The 14,839-nt window shown below is 45.9% G+C and carries 12 protein-coding genes; 6 read left to right on the top strand and 6 right to left on the bottom strand.

The window, feature by feature from the left end; all coding sequences use genetic code 11:
- Positions 1–3: 3 nt before the first annotated feature.
- Together lpxB and surE are read right to left on the bottom strand one after the other, a co-directional pair.
- Entirely contained in the window at positions 4–1,182 is a 1,179-nt protein-coding gene (lpxB, locus tag HMPREF2983_RS02860) for a lipid-A-disaccharide synthase (protein WP_070666558.1), read from the bottom strand.
- A 16-nt stretch (positions 1,183–1,198) separates the two neighbouring features.
- Positions 1,199–1,972: a 5'/3'-nucleotidase SurE gene (gene surE / locus HMPREF2983_RS02855; protein WP_070666555.1), complete on the bottom strand. Its 774-nt coding sequence runs from the start codon at positions 1,970–1,972 to the stop codon at positions 1,199–1,201.
- 100 nt (positions 1,973–2,072) lie between these two features.
- Here surE and HMPREF2983_RS02850 point away from each other — a divergent pair, with 100 nt between their 5' ends.
- From HMPREF2983_RS02850 to HMPREF2983_RS02830, 5 genes are all read left to right on the top strand, one after another.
- A complete protein-coding gene (locus HMPREF2983_RS02850; RefSeq protein ID WP_004371850.1) occupies positions 2,073–2,837 on the top strand; it encodes a ParA family protein in 765 nt (254 codons plus the stop codon).
- 35 nt (positions 2,838–2,872) lie between these two features.
- The gene (locus tag HMPREF2983_RS02845; protein ID WP_004377681.1) at positions 2,873–3,763 is read left to right on the top strand and encodes a ParB/RepB/Spo0J family partition protein; all 891 of its coding nucleotides are present in this window, start codon (positions 2,873–2,875) and stop codon (positions 3,761–3,763) included.
- Positions 3,764–3,766: 3 nt separating this feature from the next.
- Positions 3,767–4,480, top strand: coding sequence for a DUF5683 domain-containing protein (locus HMPREF2983_RS02840; protein ID WP_070666553.1), 714 nt, complete (start codon positions 3,767–3,769; stop codon positions 4,478–4,480).
- A 64-nt stretch (positions 4,481–4,544) separates the two neighbouring features.
- Positions 4,545–5,909 (top strand): lytic transglycosylase domain-containing protein, encoded by a 1,365-nt coding sequence (locus tag HMPREF2983_RS02835; protein WP_070666550.1) that lies wholly within the window; start codon positions 4,545–4,547, stop codon positions 5,907–5,909.
- A 19-nt stretch (positions 5,910–5,928) separates the two neighbouring features.
- The gene (locus HMPREF2983_RS02830; RefSeq protein WP_070666547.1) at positions 5,929–8,211 is read left to right on the top strand and encodes a RelA/SpoT family protein; all 2,283 of its coding nucleotides are present in this window, start codon (positions 5,929–5,931) and stop codon (positions 8,209–8,211) included.
- Between the two features lie 544 nt (positions 8,212–8,755).
- Here HMPREF2983_RS02830 and HMPREF2983_RS02825 read toward each other — a convergent pair.
- Positions 8,756–9,106: a MerR family transcriptional regulator gene (locus tag HMPREF2983_RS02825; RefSeq protein WP_070666544.1), complete on the bottom strand. Its 351-nt coding sequence runs from the start codon at positions 9,104–9,106 to the stop codon at positions 8,756–8,758.
- 146 nt (positions 9,107–9,252) lie between these two features.
- Here HMPREF2983_RS02825 and alaS point away from each other — a divergent pair, with 146 nt between their 5' ends.
- A complete protein-coding gene (gene alaS / locus HMPREF2983_RS02820; RefSeq protein ID WP_070666541.1) occupies positions 9,253–11,916 on the top strand; it encodes an alanine--tRNA ligase in 2,664 nt (887 codons plus the stop codon).
- Between the two features lie 85 nt (positions 11,917–12,001).
- On the opposite strand, the gene HMPREF2983_RS02815 is transcribed toward alaS, so the two are convergent.
- The 3 genes from HMPREF2983_RS02815 to HMPREF2983_RS02800 are packed head-to-tail and all read right to left on the bottom strand — an operon-like array spanning position 12,002 to position 14,601.
- Positions 12,002–12,649, bottom strand: coding sequence for a SprT-like domain-containing protein (locus HMPREF2983_RS02815; protein WP_070666538.1), 648 nt, complete (start codon positions 12,647–12,649; stop codon positions 12,002–12,004).
- Positions 12,640–13,953 (bottom strand): alpha/beta fold hydrolase, encoded by a 1,314-nt coding sequence (locus HMPREF2983_RS13355; RefSeq protein WP_246829325.1) that lies wholly within the window; start codon positions 13,951–13,953, stop codon positions 12,640–12,642. Before HMPREF2983_RS13355 ends, HMPREF2983_RS02815 begins: the two co-directional genes overlap by 10 nt.
- A gap of 48 nt (positions 13,954–14,001) precedes the next feature.
- Positions 14,002–14,601, bottom strand: coding sequence for a glucosaminidase domain-containing protein (locus HMPREF2983_RS02800; RefSeq protein WP_025879599.1), 600 nt, complete (start codon positions 14,599–14,601; stop codon positions 14,002–14,004).
- Between the last annotated feature and the right edge of the window lie 238 nt (positions 14,602–14,839).

Raw genomic sequence — 14,839 nt, 5'->3', positions numbered from 1 at the left:
GGACTATTGGTAACGAGCGGCTTCCTGGCGCAGAAGATTGACCATTAAGCGAGCTGCATTGTCGGGAGCTATGTCATTGCCCAAGCGCCGTTCCACTTCTTCATAAGCCTTGAGCATCACTGTCCGCCCCTCATTCCCAGGCAAAATCCGTTCAAGTTCGGAGGCAATGTTCTGCACAGAGAAGCGGTCGGCAAATAGTTCGGGAACGACTTCCCTATCGACAATGAGATTAACCAATGAGATAAAACGACACGAAAGTATATGATTGAACGCCCAACGGATAAGTCGAGGCACAGGCGTCTTATAGCAAACCACCTGCGGAACATGCAGCAATGAAGTTTCCAAAGTGGCTGTTCCACTGGTCACCAAGGCAGCAACAGCGTGGGCAAGCAAGCCGTAGGTGTCGTTATGAACAAGGCAGAAACTACCGTCAGAAAGGCCTTCTGCGGCATCAATGACCTGCCGGTAATAAGCCTTGTCAATGGAAGGTGCACAGGCAATGGCTATCTGGTAGCGATCTGAAAAGCGGCAGGCAGCACGCAACATCGGCACAAGATTATCCTTGATTTCCTGCGCTCTACTGCCGGGAAGCAATGCAATGAGCGGCTTTTTTCTGTCAATATGATGCGCTTTGCAAAAGGAAGCAAAGTCTACATGATAGTTTTCAAGAAAATCATGTATTTCATGTGCCGTCGGATTGCCTACGTAATGGATTTTATAATGATGCTTTCCTTCATAGAAAGCCACCTCAAACGGCAGTATCGAAAACATCTCTTTAACGTCTCGCCGAATAGCTTTGATGCGCCATTCTTTCCATGCCCATATCTTCGGAGAGATGTAATAATAGACGGGGATATTGGTGTTTCGCTTCAGAAACTTGGCAATATTGAGATTGAAACCGGGGTAATCGACAAGTATCACCACATCGGGTTGCCAAGCCACAATATCCTTCTTGCAAAACGACATATTGCGGAATATCGTGCGAAGATGCAGCAAAACGGGCACAAAACCCATGTAGGCAAGCTCCCGATAGTGCTTTACGCGGGTGCCTCCAACAGCAGACATCAGGTCGCCACCAAAGAAACGAAACGATGCCTCGCTGTCATTTTTCTTCAGCGAAGCCATCAAATGAGAGGCATGAAGGTCGCCACTGGCCTCGCCGACAATCAGATAATACTTCATAAACTGCGGCGTTCGGTTACAGATTCCACGATTTCACAGTGTCTATAAACTGATAATCGGTGACATCAATGCGCGTCGGCGTAATGGCCACATAACCGTGATTGAGCGCCCACTGGTCGGTATCTTCGGCTTCAGGCTCATCATTTCGGCATTCACCAGCCATCCAATAGTAGTCATATCCATGCGGATGATGTCCCTTTACGACCTCGTTTATCCAGCTTCCAAAGGTCATCCGGCACACTTTTACACCCTTGAAAGGAGGCTGTTTGGGGAAGTTCACGTTGAGACAGACACCCTTTGGCAGGCCTTCTGCAAGAACCTTGTCGACAATCCGGCACACATCATCACGAAGATAGCGTAAATCGGCCTGTTCATCACGGTTACATGAGGAGAAAGCCACTGACGAAATATTTTTCATGCAGCCCTCTCTGACTACGCCCATCGTGCCAGAATAGTGGGTGTTGACCGTAGAATTATCACCATGATTGATGCCACCGAGCACAAGATCAGGCCGTCGGTCGCCACAAAGTTGACTCAAGGCAAGCTTCACACAGTCAACAGGTGTGCCGTTACACGACCACACTTCTACGTCACCCATATTGTGACGACGCTTCAAACGCAAGGGAAGAGTAGCTGAAAAGGCACAGGAGAAACCAGAACGGGCTGCTTCCGGAGCACAGACTAACAGGTCGGCACGGTCTTTCAAAAAGGAAACGAGAGTCTTTATCCCGTTGGCATGATATCCGTCATCGTTCGAAATCAGTATAAAAGGACGCTTAATATTCATCATAAACAATGTTAGTTTGGGACAAAAGTACGAAAAAAAGGTTTATTTCTCGTATTTCTCATATAAAATATGTAACTTTGCCAACAAATAAACTCTTTTCAAAATGGGAAAAATTATAGCTTTAGCTAATCAAAAAGGCGGTGTGGGTAAGACCACAACGACCATTAACTTGGCGGCTTCTTTGGCCACTCTTGAGAAAACAGTTCTCGTGGTTGATGCCGATCCACAAGCCAATGCATCAAGCGGTTTAGGCGTTGACATCAAGGATGTTGACTGCTCACTATATGAATGTATCATTGACCACGCTGATGTCCGCGATGCTATCTATACCACAGATATCAATGGATTGGATATTATTCCGAGCCACATTGACCTTGTTGGTGCCGAAATCGAGATGCTGAACTTAGACAACCGCGAACGCGTTTTGAAAAATCTCCTTGCTCCTATCAGCAGTGAATATGATTACATTCTCATTGACTGCAGTCCTTCTTTGGGGCTGATTACGGTCAATGCACTGACGGCAGCCAACTCTGTAATCATTCCCGTGCAATGTGAATACTTTGCCCTTGAGGGTATCAGCAAGTTGCTTAATACCATTAAAATCATCAAGAGCAAACTCAATCAGCAATTGGAGATTGAGGGGTTCCTGCTGACCATGTATGACAGTCGTCTCCGTTTGGCCAACCAAATCTATGATGAAGTGAAGCGACATTTCCAGGAATTGGTGTTCAAGACGGTTATTCAGCGCAATGTGAAGCTAAGCGAAAGCCCCAGCCATGGCCTTCCTGTCATCCTTTACGATGCTGACTCAACCGGTGCAAAGAACCATTTGGCCTTAGCAAAAGAACTGATTAACAGGAATGCATGACCCATAATTCTGGGGAATAAATAACGAAACAGAAAATGGCAGTACACAAGAAATACAACAGTTTAGGTCGTGGTCTTGACGCACTCATATCAACAGATGCCGTGCGCACACAGGGATCATCGACTATCAACGAAATAGCAATCGACCAGATTGAAGCCAATCCCAACCAGCCTCGCCGTGAATTTGACGATGAAGCATTGCAGGATTTGGCCAACAGCATAAAAGAAATAGGTATCATTCAGCCCATCACACTCCGCCAGATTGCCGACAATCGGTTCCAGATCATTGCCGGTGAGCGTCGTTGGAGAGCTTCCCAATTGGCTGGTCTCAAGGCACTTCCAGCCTATATCCGCACGATAAAAGACGAAAACGTCATGGAAATGGCCCTCGTGGAGAATATCCAACGCGAGGATTTGAATGCCATCGAAATTGCTTTGGCTTATGAGCATTTGCTTGAGAGCAACGGAATGACACAGGAGAAAGTGTCGGAACGTGTCGGGAAAAGCCGTACGGCAATTACCAACTACTTGCGTCTTCTGAAGCTTCCTGCACAGGTTCAGATGGCATTACAAAAGAAAGAAATCGACATGGGGCATGCCCGTGCACTGCTTGCCTTAGACAGTCCGGCACTTCAAATCAAGCTTTTCAAGGAGATACTGAAGAATGGTTACTCCGTAAGAAAGGTTGAAGAGTTGGTGCAGGCATTGAAAAATGGCGATGACATTGAAAGTGGAAAGAAGAAGATAATCGCCCGAAATCAATTGCCGGAAGAGTTCTGTGTACTCAAAAACCGATTGGCTAAGTTCCTCAACACAAAGGTTCAGATGACCTGTTCCTCTAAAGGTAAAGGAAAAATAAGTATTCCATTTGCCAACGAAGAAGAGCTTGAACGCATCATGAACCTCTTTGACAAACTGAAAGACTGAAGCATGTCTTCATCAAGACTGACGCATATCATTATCACAGTAGCCCTGCTCATCCTGCCATTCTGTACCAAGGCACAGAATGAAGAGCTTCATATGCCTCTGCAAGACACTGCACATCTCAAGGCAAACGAAGTGCTTACGCATGCAGACAGCGTCACTTTGGCTACTGATTCTGTGGTGATGACTAAGAAAAAGAAGCGTGATTGGGCCACATGGAAGCCCAACCCGAAGCGTGCTTTGTGGTTAGGATTAGTGCTTCCTGGTGCGGGTCAGATCTACAACCGCAAGTTCTGGAAGCTTCCCATCATATATGGTGGCATCGTAGGTTGTGCATATGCCTTGAGTTGGAATAATCAAATGTATCACGATTACTCACAGGCTTACATGGATATCACGGATAATGACCCCACAACTGAAAGCTATAACCAGTTCATGCACTTAGGAGCAAAGATTACAAAAGACAACATCAGCCGCTATCAAACATTGTTCAAGAACCGCAAAGACCGCTATCGCCGATGGCGCGACATGAGTTTCTTTGTGCTTGTTGGCGTGTATGCCTTGTCGGTTATTGACGCCTATGTAGACGCTTCCCTGTCGGAGTTTGACATTTCTAAAGACCTTAGTCTACGTGTCGAACCTGCTGTTGTGAATACAAACAACCATCGTAATCCCTTACAATCCGGAGGTATTGGCGTGCATTGCAGCCTCAACTTCTGACCTCACAAAGATTTGGTATAAGGAGAATTATATTCAAAATTGGAAAAAAGAACCATTTAACAGAATGAAGAAAACATATTTAATCGCCCTTTCACTCTTGTTTATCAGCACTTGTAAGCTACAGGCTCAAGTCGTAAACAACGAGGAAGACGACAACGAACAGACAGAAATCACCGTAACGAACGCACAGGGTAAGGAGGAAGTAATCGACCTCCCAGAAGCCATGACCATGGAACTTGACAGCCTGATGCACCTTTACAACACGAAGATTTACCTTCGTCCTGATACCACATGCAACCTCCCTGATGTCAATCCCGTTTATGATATAGACGTCTACAAGAAGCGTCTTGCCATGCTTCCTACCGTTATTGAGATGCCCTACAACAATGTTGTCCAGCAGTTTATCGACCGATACAGTGGCCATCTTCGACGCTCGGTGAGCTACATGTTGGGGGCACAGAACTTCTATATGCCTATCTTTGAAGAGGCCTTGGAAAGCTATGGACTTCCTTTGGAACTGAAATATTTGCCTGTCATTGAGTCGGCATTGAACCCTCGGGCCGTATCAAGAGTGGGAGCAACCGGTCTTTGGCAGTTCATGATTAACACGGCAAAACGCTATAATCTGACTGTAAACTCACTCGTAGACGAACGCAGAGACCCCGTAAAAGCATCCTATGCAGCAGCTCATTACCTGAGTGATCTTTATAAAATCTACGGTGATTGGAATCTTGTTATTGCAGCATATAACTGCGGACCTGACAAGATCAACAAGGCCATTCATCGCTCTAAGCAGAACGACTACTGGCAGATTTATCCGTATCTTCCACAAGAAACGCGTGGTTATGTACCTGCCTTTATTGCTGCAAACTATATCATGAACTACTACTGTGAGCACAATATCTGTCCGATGACAACTGATTTACCCATGAAAACAGACACTGTTGTTGTCAATCGTGACCTCCATTTTGAGCAGGTGGCACATGTCTTAGGACTTGATGTTGACCAGATAGCAGCTCTAAATCCACAGTACCGACATAACATTATCAATGGAAACTGGCGTCCGTCAACGCTTCGTCTGCCTGCAACAATGGTCACCAAGTTCATCGACAACGAAGAAGCTATCTATAAATATATGCCGGAAGACCTGACAAGCAAACGCACAGAAGTCGAAGTAAACGATGAAGAGCCAACCTTTGTCAGCTATCGCCGTGCTCACAGAAGCCATGCTTCATCAAGCAAGTACAGCAATAAGAAAGGCAAGAAGAAGAAAGGACGCAAGGAAAAAAGCAAGAGTATAACCATCCGCGAGGGTGACACGCTATCGGAAATTGCAAAGCGCAACAAAGTTTCTGTCAAGCAACTGCGACGCCTCAACGGTATAAAAGGTAGCAATATCCGTGCTGGAAAGAAGATTAAAATCAAATAATCAATAAGGAGGGAACATCATGAACGAGCACGATATGAAAGAAGCAGCGCGCGAAGCTGCTGAAGAAAAACAGATTACAGAGGCTTTCCAGCATCTGCTTGACATTTATCTTGCATCACGACATCGCAAGAAAGTGGATATCATCACCAAGGCTTTCAACTTTGCCCGACAAGCACATAAGGGTGTCAGACGACTCTCGGGAGAACCTTATATCATGCATCCTATCGCTGTTGCACAGATAGCTTGCGAGGAAATGGGGCTTGGTTCGACCAGCATCTGCGCTGCCCTGCTCCATGATGTCGTTGAAGATACCGACTATACCGTTGAAGATATTGAGAACATCTTTGGCGAAAAGATTGCTCAAATCGTAGACGGACTGACCAAGATCAGCGGTGGTATCTTCGGAGATCGGGCTTCGGCACAGGCTGAGAACTTCAAGAAACTGCTGCTTACCATGAGTGATGACATCCGCGTTATCCTCATCAAGATATGCGACCGACTGCACAATATGCGCACATTAGCCTCGCAACCGGCCAACAAGCAATACAAGATTGCAGGCGAAACACTTTATATCTATGCACCACTCGCCAACCGTTTAGGCCTGAACAAAATCAAAACTGAACTCGAAGACCTGAGTTTCAGCTACGAACATCCTGAAGAATACGCTGCAATCAAAAGCAAATTAGCACTCACTCAAGAGAAACGCGACGAACTTTTCGCACAGTTTACGGGACCAATCCGCGAAGCTCTCGACCATATGGGCATCAAATATCAGATTAAAGCCCGTGTGAAAAGCCCTTATTCTATTTGGAATAAGATGCAGAACAAACATGTAACTTTTGAGGAAATCTACGATATTCTTGCCGTCAGAATCATATTTGAACCGAAGGTAAGAGCCGAAGAAATCAATGAATGTTTCAACATCTATGTGGCTATCAGCCGCATATATAAGAGTCATCCCGACCGACTTCGCGACTGGCTTAATCATCCGAAAGCCAATGGATATCAGGCACTCCACGTGACATTGATGAGCAAACAAGGCCGCTGGATAGAGGTACAGATACGCTCTGACCGCATGAACGAGGTGGCCGAACAAGGCTTTGCAGCTCACTGGAAATATAAGGACGGCGGAGAATACAGCGAGGATGAAGGCGAACTCAACGATTGGTTGAGCACCATAAAGGAGATACTTGACGACCCACAGCCTGATGCAATGGACTTCCTTGACAGCATTAAGCTCAATCTTTTCGCTTCAGAAATCTTTGTATTCACGCCAAAAGGCGAAATCAAGACCTTGCCGGCAGGATGTACGGCACTCGACTTTGCTTTCCAAATCCACACTTTTCTCGGCAGCCATTGCATCGGAGCAAAGGTCAACCACAAGCTCGTGCCATTGAGTCATAAGCTGAACAGCGGTGACCAGGTAGAGATATTGACCAGCAAAGCACAGCATGTGCAGCCCTCATGGATTAACTTTGTGTCGACAGCAAAGGCCAAAGCGAAGATTCAGGCCATTCTAAGACGTGACGACCGGGAGACACAAAAGGCAGGCGAAGAACTGCTGAAAGCATGGCTCAAGCGCAATTCCATGGAATTAACTTCCGTTGTTCTCGACAAACTTTGCGAGTTTCACAATGTTCAGAAGCATGAAGAACTGTTTCAAGCCTTGGGCGAAAAGACCATTATTCTTGGCGAATACGACCTTGATGTGTTGCTTGGCAAGAACAAAAAAGAGTCAACCTCGTTTGGCTGGCGACGCTATGTGCCGTTCCTCCACGAAAAGAACACCGAGAAACAAAAGGCAAAGAACACTGCACCGAAAGAACTTTTCACCGTTGACAAGGGCTTCAACAAGAAGAAATCTATCATCATCAGTGAGAGAAACATCAACAACTACATCTTCCCCGACTGCTGTCATCCCATTCCGGGTGACGATATTCTGGGCTATATTGACAACAATAACCACATTGAAATCCATAAACGCGCCTGTCCTGTAGCAAGCCGTTTGAAATCAAGCTACGGCAACCGAATTCTTGACGCCAAGTGGGATATGCACAAACGGCTGTTCTTTGACGCCACTATTGAAATCAAAGGAATAGATCGCAAGGGCATGCTTCACGACCTTGCTGATGTGATTTCCGACAAAATGGACGTCAACATCCACAAGATTACCATTCAGAGTAACGAGGGAATCTTTGATGGAACCATTGAAATACGTGTGCACGACCGCGAAGAAGTGCGCCAGATCATGGATAACCTCAAGGCTATAGACGACTTGAAGGAAGTAGTGCAAATCATGTAACACAACGATATTCCTTCATGGATGCAACCAAATCATACGTTGCACCGTGCTTCCTGCATCAGCAGTTTGAATGCCCACAGCTATGAAATAAGGTGAGAAGTTATGACATCTTCGCGCTGCTGACACGACACATCATCTCTTTTTAAGAGACTATATTGTAAATATTTATGGTCAAAAAGAGGCACTTCGAAAACCAATGTAATAAATTTGACAAAACGAAGAAATGTCGCATTTCGGTACATGGAAACTGTTTTTAGAACGCAATCCATGGCACATGATGCTGCAATATGCGTCAGATTACTGCGCCAAATGAAGCAAATCACGTTCTAATTCACGGCAAAACAGAGGCTGATATGATGCAGAATGCAAGATTTTCTGATGTAAAATTGCACTTAAAGAAGCAAGGAAAAAGATAACCACCTGACTGACAACAGCTTATAAAGCACGCCAAAAACGGGCGTATTTTCATCGGGAAAGACTTTCGTTCTGAATAACGTAGCTATGCGAAAGCAATTGTAAAGTTTTTTATGAAGAAAGAGAACAATCAGACCAAACCGTCGAGTTGCTTCTTCAACAACTTCAATTCATCGCGCACAGAAGTGAGTGTGGTCATCACCTCTGCCGTCTTGTCTACCCCTTCACGATTGGCATTAAGCACTTTCCGGGCTGCAGCAATCTTGAAACCACGCACTTTCACAAGATTGTAAATGACCTTTATCTGCTCAATATCCTTATCGGTATATTGCCTGATTTTCGTGCTGTTCTGCGTCTTCGGACGCAGCTGTGGGAACTCACCTTCCCAGAATCGCAGCGTACTTTCATTGATACCGAATTGTGCAGCAACCTCCTTGATGCTGTAATACAACTTTAGGTTCTTGTTTGTATTCAGAGACATAATTCCTGGTTTTAGGTGAAACGATGATGAATTTCTTTGCAAAGTTAGCAAAATTCTATGAACTCTCTCCCCCCATCTCTAAACTTTTTTGTATCTTTGCCACTGATTTTTCAGAATGAGAACAATTAAAAAACAATATATTGAAGATGATGACAGCAAATGAAGTCCGTGAGTCTTACAAGAAATTCTTTGAAGGTAAGGGACACAAGATTGTAGCATCAGCCCCTATGGTCATTAAAGATGATCCCACGTTGATGTTTACCAATGCTGGAATGAACCAGTGGAAGGACATTATTCTCGGAACAAAAGACCCGGGAAAAGACGTGCGCAGGGTAGACTCTCAGAAGTGTCTTCGCGTGAGTGGAAAGCATAATGACCTCGAAGAAGTAGGTCATGACACCTACCATCACACGATGTTTGAGATGTTGGGTAACTGGAGTTTTGGCGATTATTTCAAGGAAGGAGCTATCGACTATGCCTGGGAATACCTTGTCAGTGTGCTTCATCTTAATCCAGAAGACCTTTATGTAACCGTGTTTGAAGGTTCACCTGAAGAAGGACTTGAACGTGACGACGAGGCTGCATCTTACTGGGCAAAGCATGTCCCGGCTGACCACATCATCAATGGAAACAAGCATGATAATTTCTGGGAAATGGGAGATACGGGGCCATGTGGTCCCTGTACAGAGATCCATGTAGACTCTCGCACACCGGAGGAAAAGGCTAAAATGCCCGGTCGTGAACTCGTCAACAAAGATAATCCGCAGGTGATAGAAATCTGGAATATCGTTTTCATGCAGTACAACCGCAAGGCAGACGGCAGTCTTGAACCGCTTCCTATGCACGTCATTGATACCGGCATGGGCTTCGAGCGCCTTGTTCGCATGCTACAAGACAAGCACAGTAACTATGACACGGATATCTTCCAGCCAATCATCAAGCAAATAGAAGCAATCAGTGGAAAGAAATATGGCTTCACAACGCCTACCGGATTGAATGGTGAAGGCAAGGACGAACAGGAGAAGATTGACATTGCCATGCGCGTGGTTGCCGACCACTTGCGTGCCGTTGCATTCTCAATTGCCGACGGACAGCTGCCGAGTAATGCCAAGGCGGGCTATGTCATCCGTCGCATTCTGCGTCGTGCTGTGCGCTATGCCTATACTTTCCTCGATCAGAAAGAAGCTTTCCTGTATAAGCTTTTGCCTGTTCTGGTTCAGGAAATGGGGCAAGCTTATCCCGAACTCCCTGCTCAACAAGAGCTTATCGCCCGCGTGATGAAAGAAGAAGAAGACTCTTTCTTGCGCACATTGGAAAAGGGCATCAACCTTCTGAACGGCGATATGGACGAGCTGAAAGCCCATGGACAGACCGAATTGGACGGCACAAGCGCCTTCCGTTTGTTTGATACTTACGGCTTCCCACTTGACTTAACCGAACTCATTTGCCGCGAACACGGTTATACAGTAGATGAGAAAGGCTTCAATGAAGAAATGGCTAAGCAGAAAGCTCGTGCTCGAAACGCAGCTGTTGTAGAGAATGGAGACTGGGAAGTGATAAGAGAAGGAGAGCAAGTATTCGTTGGTTACGACTACACGGAGTACACTTGCCACATTCTTCGCTATCGAAAAGTGACCCAGAAAAAGAATACCTTCTACGAGATTGTACTCGACTACACGCCTTTCTATGGTGAAATGGGCGGTCAGGTTGGCGATCAAGGCACACTTGTCAGCGAGAATGAGACCGTCGAAATCATTGATACGAAGCGTGAAAACAACCAGAGTATCCACATCGTTAAGCAACTTCCGAAAAATCTTGAGGCTGAATTCATGGCTTGTGTAGACGTGGAGAAACGCAATGGAAGCGCTGCCAATCACACGGCAACCCACTTGCTTGACTATGCGTTGAAGCAGGTCTTGGGCGACCATGTAGAGCAGAAAGGCTCGTATGTTGACCCGACTACGCTGCGATTTGACTTTTCTCACTTCCAGAAAGTAACCGATGAAGAGCTTCGTCAGGTAGAGAAACTCGTCAATAAGATGATCCGTGAGGACTTCCCTCTTGATGAACATCGCGACACTCCGCTTGAAGAAGCCAAGGAACTTGGTGCAGTTGCACTCTTCGGAGAGAAGTATGGAGACAAGGTTCGCGTGGTTCGTTTCGGGCCAAGTTGCGAGTTCTGTGGTGGCATCCACGCCAAGAGTACAGGACGTATCGGTTTCTTCAAGATTATCAGTGAAAGCAGTGTTGCAGCCGGCATCCGCCGTATTGAGGCCTTAACGGGCCAGGCTTGCGAAGATACAATCTATGCACTGCAAGACATGATGAATGACTTGAAATCCATGTTCAATAATTCCAAAGACCTCAAAGCTACGCTGAAGAAGTTCATCGGAGAGCATGATGAGATGCGAAAAGAAATCGAGAAGTTCCAGGCACAAGCCGTTGAACGCACCAAGGAGGAACTTCTCAAGCGCGCACAGAACATCAATGGTGTTCAAGTGATTAAGGCAGTGTTGCCTTTAGAGCCTGCAGCAGCCAAAGACCTCGCTTTCAAATTGCGCGAAAACATCAGTGAAAATCTTGTTGTTGTCATTGGAAGTACGGCAGGAAACAAACCGCTGTTGACTGTCATGTTCAGTGATGACATGGTGAAAGACCACTCACTCAACGCTGGAACTATTATCCGCGAAGCTGCCAAACTCATTCAAGGCGGTGGCGGTGGTCAGCCTCATTATGCACAGGCTGGCGGCAAAAACCTTGACGGTATCAGTGCAGCTGTCGACAAGGTTATTGAACTTGCTAATCTGTAATCAGATAAATATAAATCTCACAAAATCAACAAAGCCTCGCATCGTGATGATGCGAGGCTTTAATTTTGCTTGCTATTAAAATCTTTCAGACAACAATCGGCGTCATTTCGGCCGTTTTCTCTTCATACACCTCCATTGAAACGCGGCGACCACGAAGGCTTCTCACGCGCGGAAATTCCATGAAATAGCGGTCGCGAGTGGTGTACCAACTGAAGCTTTTCACACGACTTACACAGCTGATATTACGGTCAATCTCATGCGCATAGCGTGGATTTACTACCGAAAACAAATGCTCTCCCGAGTCAAGAAGCAAGGCCAGAACAAGAAATTCGCGGTCAGGTTGTGGCTTTGCAGGCTTTATCCCGCGCGTGGAACCCGTCACCTTGATGTTCCAACCATACTTTCTGTTGAACGCTTCAGCCATTCTTCGGAACACAACTCCGTGTGGCGAACTGTCTTTAACTCCCGTGTAAGCAATATGATAATGTATCATCTCATGCAACAAGACATTCTGAAAATCGCGTTCAGAAAGGTCATAGTAGTTGCTTAGTCGAATGGTAAAATCAGAGAATTTCGTGCCTCTGAACAAACGAGTTACCCGCTTGCACGACATTGATCCCAAGCGCGTTTTCGACCGAGACAAGGCCAATCGAGGGAGCGGAAGCCCACCGTCAAAGTATTGTTCATTGAAAGTGGTGAACCATTGCTCCATCCATTGCGTGCTTATTTGCATAAAGTTTTAATCAGAAAATCAGAAACCAAGGCATCAGCACGATAGAGATTTTGCGTAAAACCATGGTCAAAACCATCAAGAAGCACGTATTCACTGTTCTTCCAAAGCTTGTGAAAGCGCTCTCCATAAGTATAAGGCACAAGCCTGTCTCCCGTTCCATGCACAATGAAAGCAGGGCCATCATAGGGTGCAGCAGTCTCATATATCGGCAAAGAAAAGGCAGTTACGATGTAATCACGACCGAGTTTCTTGCCTTCAAAGAGTTCAACAGACTCCGGAGGATCAAGCGGATTGCAGCTTTTTCCAAACGCACTGCCGCGGATAGCGTCTTCTCTTATCACGCCGGCCGGTGCCATCAATGCCACCGCTCTAATCTTCTTGCTGCCCAATTCGCCTGCCAACATACTCGCAACGACGCCACCTTGCGAATGTCCCGACACCGCAACAGCATCCACATAAGGCAATGCTGCAACATAATCATACACCTTCTTGGCATCTTCTATCTCGTTCAACACGGTCATTTTAGAGAAATCTCCCTCGCTCTCTCCATGCCCATTGAAATCGAAACGAACAGAAGCAATGCCATGAGCCTGCAGCGAATCGGCAATCAGTTCGTTCAACTGACCACCCTTGTTGCCCATAAAACCATGCAATATCATCACCATAGGGCACTTCTCACCTGCCGAAAGCACAGGTTTCTGAATAATAGCAGCCAACTTTCCCATAGCTCCTTCTATCGTCACTCGCTCTGAAGTGCCGGGGATAGTCTTCTTCTCGGCCGTCATTTCCGTCAGTGTTTTCTCCACCTTATCCGACAAAACAGACCTCAACACCACGTTGCCATCCTTGCCGATAATATACATGGCAGGGATCCACTTCACGCCATAATCCTTCGAAATCTTCGTGTCGTGCCACTTCTTCAACTCGCTGACTGCGGTATATTCCATGCCATATTTCGCAATCGCTTTCGTCCAATTGGCTTTATCGGTGTCGAAAGATACGCCCACGAAAGCCACACCTTTATCCTTAAACTCGCGGTACATGCGCACCACATTAGGCGCATCCTTGCGGCAATCCGGGCACCAACTGGCCCAGAAATCAAGCACAACAATCTTTCCTTTCAGGCTACTCAGTCTGAAATTCTTGCCCTCTGCCGTCTTCAAATGAAAGTCGGGAGCCTTTGTTCCGGGCTTCAACAACTCCGCAGCATACTTGCTGTCCGCATCAGGAAAATCCATCTGTGCCCTGACAACGACGCTGCTCATGAGCATCATTGCCATTACAACCAAACTTTTCAGCTTCATTTCTATCATCATTTTATAGTCAATAATCTTTCAATTCATCCTTTCCTGCTACAGCGTCCGCGCTATACGCCTCACCTTTGAGGTATAGGCTTTGTCTTCAGCATAGCCAATGCGATCAAGAAAAGCATAGTAATCGCCACTGATATACTTATACTGAACGGCATCACGATAGGCTCTCACGCAGTCCATCCAATTCGGAAACTCGAAATAACTGCCGTCAGAGGGCCTGCGAAGTCCAAAGATATTATGAATGGTCAGACACACATTGCTCGTGAAATTGCCTGTTTCGAGCAGCGCTTGTGCCATGACTATCTTCTTAAACTTAATGCCATACTGATCAAGAACATCTGAAAGGTTCTCTAAATTCAATTCCAATTCGGGCACAATCTCTGCCTCGGGATAATCTTCGGCATAGGTCATACCATCAAAAACAGGCTGCTGTTTCATGCTGTCGTTTATCAAGGGAACAGCCACAACATCAGCCTTTGCCTCACCAGGCAATATATCCTGTGCCGAAACCCACGCGGGCATCAGGCACAATATAAAAGAGAAAAGCGTTTTCAAAACAATATTATTTTTATCATTATAACGCAGTATCCAATGGAATATTATATCTATCAGATGGCTTTCTGCTCTGTTTTGTATCATCTGATGCCAACTTTCCCACCTGCTTATCCTCTCTCTTTTCTGCTTCTTCCCATGCTCTTCCATCGGTATCACAATCCCCTTAAAATCCAATGCAAAACCTCTTGGTTTTCAACATGCCTTTCTCTGTCTTGTAACATGCGTCATGTTACGCTGTGAAATGACGCATTTCACACGGTAAAACAAGGCATATTACACCGTAACATGACGCATATGAGAAAGCTATTCCTAAGAAGTTGAT

Source organism: Prevotella sp. HMSC077E09 (genome assembly GCF_001814685.1).
GTDB lineage: Bacteria > Bacteroidota > Bacteroidia > Bacteroidales > Bacteroidaceae > Prevotella > Prevotella oris.
Note: the sequence above shows the minus strand (reverse complement) of the source record. Positions and strands in the feature narration are given on the sequence as shown.

Bases quoted from the DNA above. Each gene is read 5' to 3' on its own strand.
- HMPREF2983_RS02845 (WP_004377681.1), top strand. From the start codon at position 2,873: ATGGCAGTACACAAGAAATACAACAGTTTAGGTCGTGGTCTTGACGCA.
- HMPREF2983_RS02840 (WP_070666553.1), top strand. From the start codon at position 3,767: ATGTCTTCATCAAGACTGACGCATATCATTATCACAGTAGCCCTGCTC.
- HMPREF2983_RS02830 (WP_070666547.1), top strand. From the start codon at position 5,929: ATGAACGAGCACGATATGAAAGAAGCAGCGCGCGAAGCTGCTGAAGAA.
- HMPREF2983_RS02815 (WP_070666538.1), bottom strand. From the start codon at position 12,649: ATGCAAATAAGCACGCAATGGATGGAGCAATGGTTCACCACTTTCAAT.
- HMPREF2983_RS02800 (WP_025879599.1), bottom strand. From the start codon at position 14,601: ATGATACAAAACAGAGCAGAAAGCCATCTGATAGATATAATATTCCAT.
- alaS (WP_070666541.1), top strand. From the start codon at position 9,253: ATGATGACAGCAAATGAAGTCCGTGAGTCTTACAAGAAATTCTTTGAA.
- HMPREF2983_RS02835 (WP_070666550.1), top strand. From the start codon at position 4,545: ATGAAGAAAACATATTTAATCGCCCTTTCACTCTTGTTTATCAGCACT.
- surE (WP_070666555.1), bottom strand. From the start codon at position 1,972: ATGATGAATATTAAGCGTCCTTTTATACTGATTTCGAACGATGACGGA.
- HMPREF2983_RS13355 (WP_246829325.1), bottom strand. From the start codon at position 13,953: ATGAAGCTGAAAAGTTTGGTTGTAATGGCAATGATGCTCATGAGCAGC.
- HMPREF2983_RS02825 (WP_070666544.1), bottom strand. From the start codon at position 9,106: ATGTCTCTGAATACAAACAAGAACCTAAAGTTGTATTACAGCATCAAG.
- lpxB (WP_070666558.1), bottom strand. From the start codon at position 1,182: ATGAAGTATTATCTGATTGTCGGCGAGGCCAGTGGCGACCTTCATGCC.
- HMPREF2983_RS02850 (WP_004371850.1), top strand. From the start codon at position 2,073: ATGGGAAAAATTATAGCTTTAGCTAATCAAAAAGGCGGTGTGGGTAAG.